Below are 4,367 nucleotides of genomic sequence, written 5' to 3' on the forward strand. Positions count from 1 at the left end.
GGACTGAACGACATGCTGAATTGATTGCGGCTATGCTCCGATCAATTCATCAAGCCAAACTCAAGTGAGGTCGTTGCGACGGCAATTGCGAAAAGGATCAGGCCCATGACAACGACATCACATCCGCTAACGGCCACTCGCGCCTACGCTGTGYTTAAGGAGCATGGCTTCCCCCGAACTTTCGTCGAGCGATTGCTGCCCGATTGGTGGGATAACGCACTCTTAGGCACCAGCGCAGGCTCGCTTCAGTTCGCGATGATCTTGCAGCAACGTCTTGGCCTAGAGGTTTCGTTTGTCGAGGATGGGACGATTGCCGTTGGAACCCGACCCGGGCCACGTCGATTCAAACATCGCGCAGGCACGCGACAGGAAGAGCTTCAAGTCGCCGCCAACATCGGACTCGCGCTCGCCAGACTCGGCGCCTTCGCATCATCCGAAACCTATCGACCGCTGCCGAAAAGTGCCGTAGAGCTTGCGGAACTTGTCGCGGGCCCCGATGCGGTAGTGGATTTCTCCCGGTTATTGGCGGTGCTCTGGGAGCACGGCATCCCTGTATTGTTCTTAAGCGAGCTGCCGCGCGGGTGCAAACGGTTAACCGGTATGGCCACCGTTGTGGATGGACGTCCCGTCATCGTTCTTGGTCTTAAGCACCAACAACGGTCGAGACAGTTGTTCGTTCTTGCCCATGAACTCGGGCACATACAGTGCGGCCACGTCGGCGAAGGCAGCATCCTGATCGACGAGGACATCGTCAGCGTGTCCAACGCGATTACGACGCCGGCGACATCGCTTGACAGCGAGGAAGCCCAAGCGGACGCGTACGCCCTGGCACTTATCCGGCGCGGCGCGACCGCACAAGCCGTCCGCTTAAACGAACATCACACATCGACGACTCTAGCTGGTGAAGCCTTCCAGCTTGGTCAGGCGTTGAGGATCGACCCGGGCCATCTCATACTGTCGTTTGCGCAAGAGCGCTCGCAGTGGCCCTTAGCGAGTCAAGCGATTGAGTACTACCCCGACTCAGGAGGTGCGCTGGAGCTGATCAAGAATGCCTTGGTCAGCTATGCGCAGCTGGATAGGCTCAGCGAAGAAAATCGCGAGTACCTGCTAGCCGCCCAAGGATTCCAAGACTAAGGAGGGTTGCTCATGGTGTTGCTTGACAGCGATGTAGCGAGGAAGTGTTGTCAGTACGGCCTGGTCGATGAACTCGTCCATTCGTATGGATGCCTCGCGTCGGACGTCGCCGTATTGCCACAACTAAGGTTCCAGCTCAGGATCGGCAAACCTGCCGCAGTGGCGAAACTTGGAACGGAAGCCGCCGTCGCTGCTGCCGAATCCTTTCTTGCGAAAGCGAAGGAAGTTCAACTGAGCCCCGAGGCTGCCAACCTCGTTCTTTCGCTGCAAATTCCTGGCATCGATACCGGCGAACAGGTGCTCTTTGCCGCTTTGCTGATGGATCAATCGTCCCAACTGCTGACCGGCGATAAGCGCGCTCTCGCGACGCTCGCCACGGTACCTGACGCAGCTTCCGCCTGGCCTCGAATCCGAGCCTTGGAGCACGCGATCCTCAGGATTCTAAGCATTGAGGACTTTTCGCGGATCTCAGCGAAAATTCGGAGCTGTCCCGATGCCGATATGAGCTTGAGTCTGGCGTTTGGGCGTACGGCGCCGGCAACCAAAGACAGTGTCGTGGAAGGCCTCTCGAGCTATGTGAACGAACTGATTGCTCGTACGCTCGGATACTATTGCGGCGTGCCATGAGGGCGTTCTGATCCCAGCTCGGAGTCACCATCGTCTATCAGCTGTGTTGTTGAGCTCGCCTGCGCGCGCCGTAAGCATGCGCGGCTGTCGCCGCTTCGAGCGTATCCACGGCGGCTTCGTCGAATACGTAGCACGCATCCTCACGCCAGTAGGCCTGGCCGTCGATCGTATGGAAGCCGAAACCAAGCGCCTCCACGGAAGACTGCCAGTCAGGTCTTGGGGTTAGCGATGCGCGTTGCACAGGGGTATGCATCCAAAATCTTTGGAAGCGATCGTATCAGTGCAATACGAGGATCATAAAGCCTGCGACCCGGCGCGCGGTGACCATCGACGCCAGGAATCTTGATCACGGACATCACGGCGTGAACTGCGTCTTTCCCTAGGCGCCCACCACGCGAGCTTTCACGGGCGAGGCAGCAGGCAGGCACTGGCAGTTAGCGGCGCAGCATGATGGTTGTACCCCCGTTTGAGCGCGAGTCCGCGGATGCTGTGCACGAGTCGATCGCGCAGACCGTCGGCCGCCGAGGCGTGCCCGCGCCAATTGATGGCCATCTACCGTAGGTATGTTGAGTCACGTGCCTAGAATGTGTAGGACTTCACCTACAGACATCTGCCTCAAATGCGTTCAGGATGCGCCCCGCCGCCCTGTGGGATTGATCCACGCGTACCAACGCATCCCCCGGTGCTCCTCTGGTCGCACGGTCGATAACTTACGCATCGGCGCGGCGAGCATGTTCAGATCACCTCTAGGGGGAGGATGCAATGAGTAGTACAGACGCGCGACCGCCGTACGTTCCAATCATTAAGTGGCAGCAGTATGAACGGAGTGCACTGGCCGCATTAGAGAAGCCGGTCGCAGATCGTATACTGCCGTGCTTAGAAATCCGGGATAGCTCGCAACACGACGCGCTCATCAAGCACCTCGCCACGGTGTGGCCACGCTTGGTGCTCGTGGACTACGCGGACCCCTCGGGAACTCTCACGGCTTCGCGCTTCAAGGAGTTGTCTACGTTCTTAAAGCAGCTACCGGCCGATGACTMGTCGGTTATCCCGGTGTTCGGACCGCCAGATGTGCTTCGGTTGGGAGGGACGGCAGTCGCCTCAATTCTTAAGAAACGCCACCGCGTCGGCCTGCGACTGCGTACAAGGCAGTCTGGTTCGGACGCCGCAGCCCTGGCGATGATCCAACAGGCGCTTCAAATTTTGGGCATCGCGGCGGAATCAGTGGTGCTTCTGGTCGACATGGGCACGACGCCGACGCTTACGAGCAATGAGCGCTCGTCGTTCGCCTCGTTCATCGCCGGCTGCGCGGCGCTCGGCTTCAATATGGTCACCGTGGCGTCGGGTGCATTTCCATCCGATCTTCAGTCGATCAAGGGCTCAAAGCTCATCGATCGTGACGACTGGGTGCTATGGACGAGCTTGGTTCCCTTAATTCCCAGCGTAAACATTGGCTTTGCCGATTACGGGATCCTGAGCCCCAAGTGGGAAGAGATCCAATTAACGCGGCGGGGGGGAAAGGCGACGATCAAGTACGCGCTCGATAATAGTTGGCGGATCATTCGGGGCACGGACAAGACCAAAGGTCAATCGATTGCCATCAGCGTCCTGATGACCACCGTGCACCAGGCGGAGTTTAGGAAGAAGGGCTACTCGCACGGCGACACGATGATTGCTGACCGCGTCGATCCTTCGTTGCCCTTATCTAAGAAGAAGGGAGGAAATGCCCATATCACCGAAGCGTGGACGATACACATCACGTACTTGGTGAAAGCTCAGTATTAGCAGAGTGCGGGACTTTCGAAGCGGCGGGCGATGTGTTGAGGGACCAGAGATGCCAACTCAGCCAAGTGCAATTGCCCTGCGAGGAACGCTTGCATGTCGTAGAGACTTTTCGTCTTCCAGCCACGTTCGTGCCCGAGCCCTCGGATGAGGGAGAGGCATTCGTCGCGGAGCAAGGTGGCCGCAAGGTTGTAAGCGTCTTGGCCACGATTAGCGCGTGCCGGGCGCAAGTGACGGAACTTCCCATCGGCAGTGATGGGGATGACGATCACGCCCCACCACTCAGGCAGGAGAGGCATCGCGCGCTCCAAGTGGCGCTCCGCAGTCACCAACGTAACTTTCTTGAAGGTCTTGGTGTAACGCGAGCCTTGAGCGATAAGCCGGCCAAGAGAGTCAGCGTCGCTCTTGATCTCATAGCAATGAAATTCGCCGATCTCAACGACGTCGGCGCGACCCAAGCCGCGTTCGAGCTTGAACTCTTCGATAAATCGAAGCGGGGGCGTTGGGGAGCGGTCTGAAAGGTGAGCTTTCAGAGCGATTTTGATATCGGCTTCAAGCATATTCGAGCATCCCGCAGGCACGCCGACATCATACCAGTGCTTGGTGCAAATCTGTATGCATATATGGTAAATTTGCATATATGCGAACCCGTCGAGCTACCCCCGTCGATCCGGTCGGCCTAGCGCAGGATTTGCGACGCCGCTTTGCGACCATGGGGTTAAACAGTAGTAGCGCCATCGCAGCCGAGGTTGGAATCAACCAGTCCCAAGTATTCCGGAACTTATTTGGTCAACCGAAGCGGCTCACCCGGACACTTATACAGC

At 58.0% G+C, this 4,367-nt stretch carries 5 protein-coding genes; 3 read left to right on the forward strand and 2 right to left on the reverse strand.

The window, feature by feature from the left end; all coding sequences use genetic code 11:
* The first annotated feature begins 105 nt into the window (after nucleotides 1-105).
* Both AC1DT2_RS16610 and AC1DT2_RS16615 read left to right on the forward strand, forming a co-directional pair.
* On the forward strand, nucleotides 106-1,134 hold the full coding sequence (locus AC1DT2_RS16610; RefSeq protein ID WP_477297533.1) for an ImmA/IrrE family metallo-endopeptidase: 1,029 nt from the start codon (nucleotides 106-108) through the stop codon (nucleotides 1,132-1,134).
* Nucleotides 1,135-1,146: 12 nt separating this feature from the next.
* Nucleotides 1,147-1,761, forward strand: a complete 615-nt coding sequence (locus tag AC1DT2_RS16615; RefSeq protein ID WP_477297535.1) for a hypothetical protein — start codon at nucleotides 1,147-1,149, stop codon at nucleotides 1,759-1,761.
* 37 nt (nucleotides 1,762-1,798) lie between these two features.
* Here the strand turns inward: AC1DT2_RS16615 and AC1DT2_RS16620 are convergent, their stop codons facing one another.
* Complete coding sequence (locus tag AC1DT2_RS16620) at nucleotides 1,799-2,014, reverse strand: glutathionylspermidine synthase family protein (RefSeq protein WP_477297537.1); 216 nt, start codon at nucleotides 2,012-2,014, stop codon at nucleotides 1,799-1,801.
* Nucleotides 2,015-2,523: 509 nt separating this feature from the next.
* Between AC1DT2_RS16620 and AC1DT2_RS16625 the strand changes: the two genes are divergently transcribed.
* Nucleotides 2,524-3,546: a beta family protein gene (locus tag AC1DT2_RS16625; RefSeq protein WP_477297539.1), complete on the forward strand. Its 1,023-nt coding sequence runs from the start codon at nucleotides 2,524-2,526 to the stop codon at nucleotides 3,544-3,546.
* Here AC1DT2_RS16625 and AC1DT2_RS16630 read toward each other — a convergent pair.
* Complete coding sequence (locus AC1DT2_RS16630; RefSeq protein WP_477297540.1) at nucleotides 3,543-4,103, reverse strand: sce7726 family protein; 561 nt, start codon at nucleotides 4,101-4,103, stop codon at nucleotides 3,543-3,545. The genes AC1DT2_RS16625 and AC1DT2_RS16630 overlap by 4 nt on opposite strands.
* Nucleotides 4,104-4,367: the final 264 nt, after the last annotated feature.

This window comes from Luteibacter sp. P4_E6, assembly GCF_056401535.1.

Coding starts and splice junctions, on each gene's coding strand:
- AC1DT2_RS16615 (WP_477297535.1), top strand. CDS start 1,147: ATGGTGTTGCTTGACAGCGATGTAGCGAGGAAGTGTTGTCAGTACGGC.
- AC1DT2_RS16620 (WP_477297537.1), bottom strand. CDS start 2,014: ATGCATACCCCTGTGCAACGCGCATCGCTAACCCCAAGACCTGACTGG.
- AC1DT2_RS16630 (WP_477297540.1), bottom strand. CDS start 4,103: ATGCTTGAAGCCGATATCAAAATCGCTCTGAAAGCTCACCTTTCAGAC.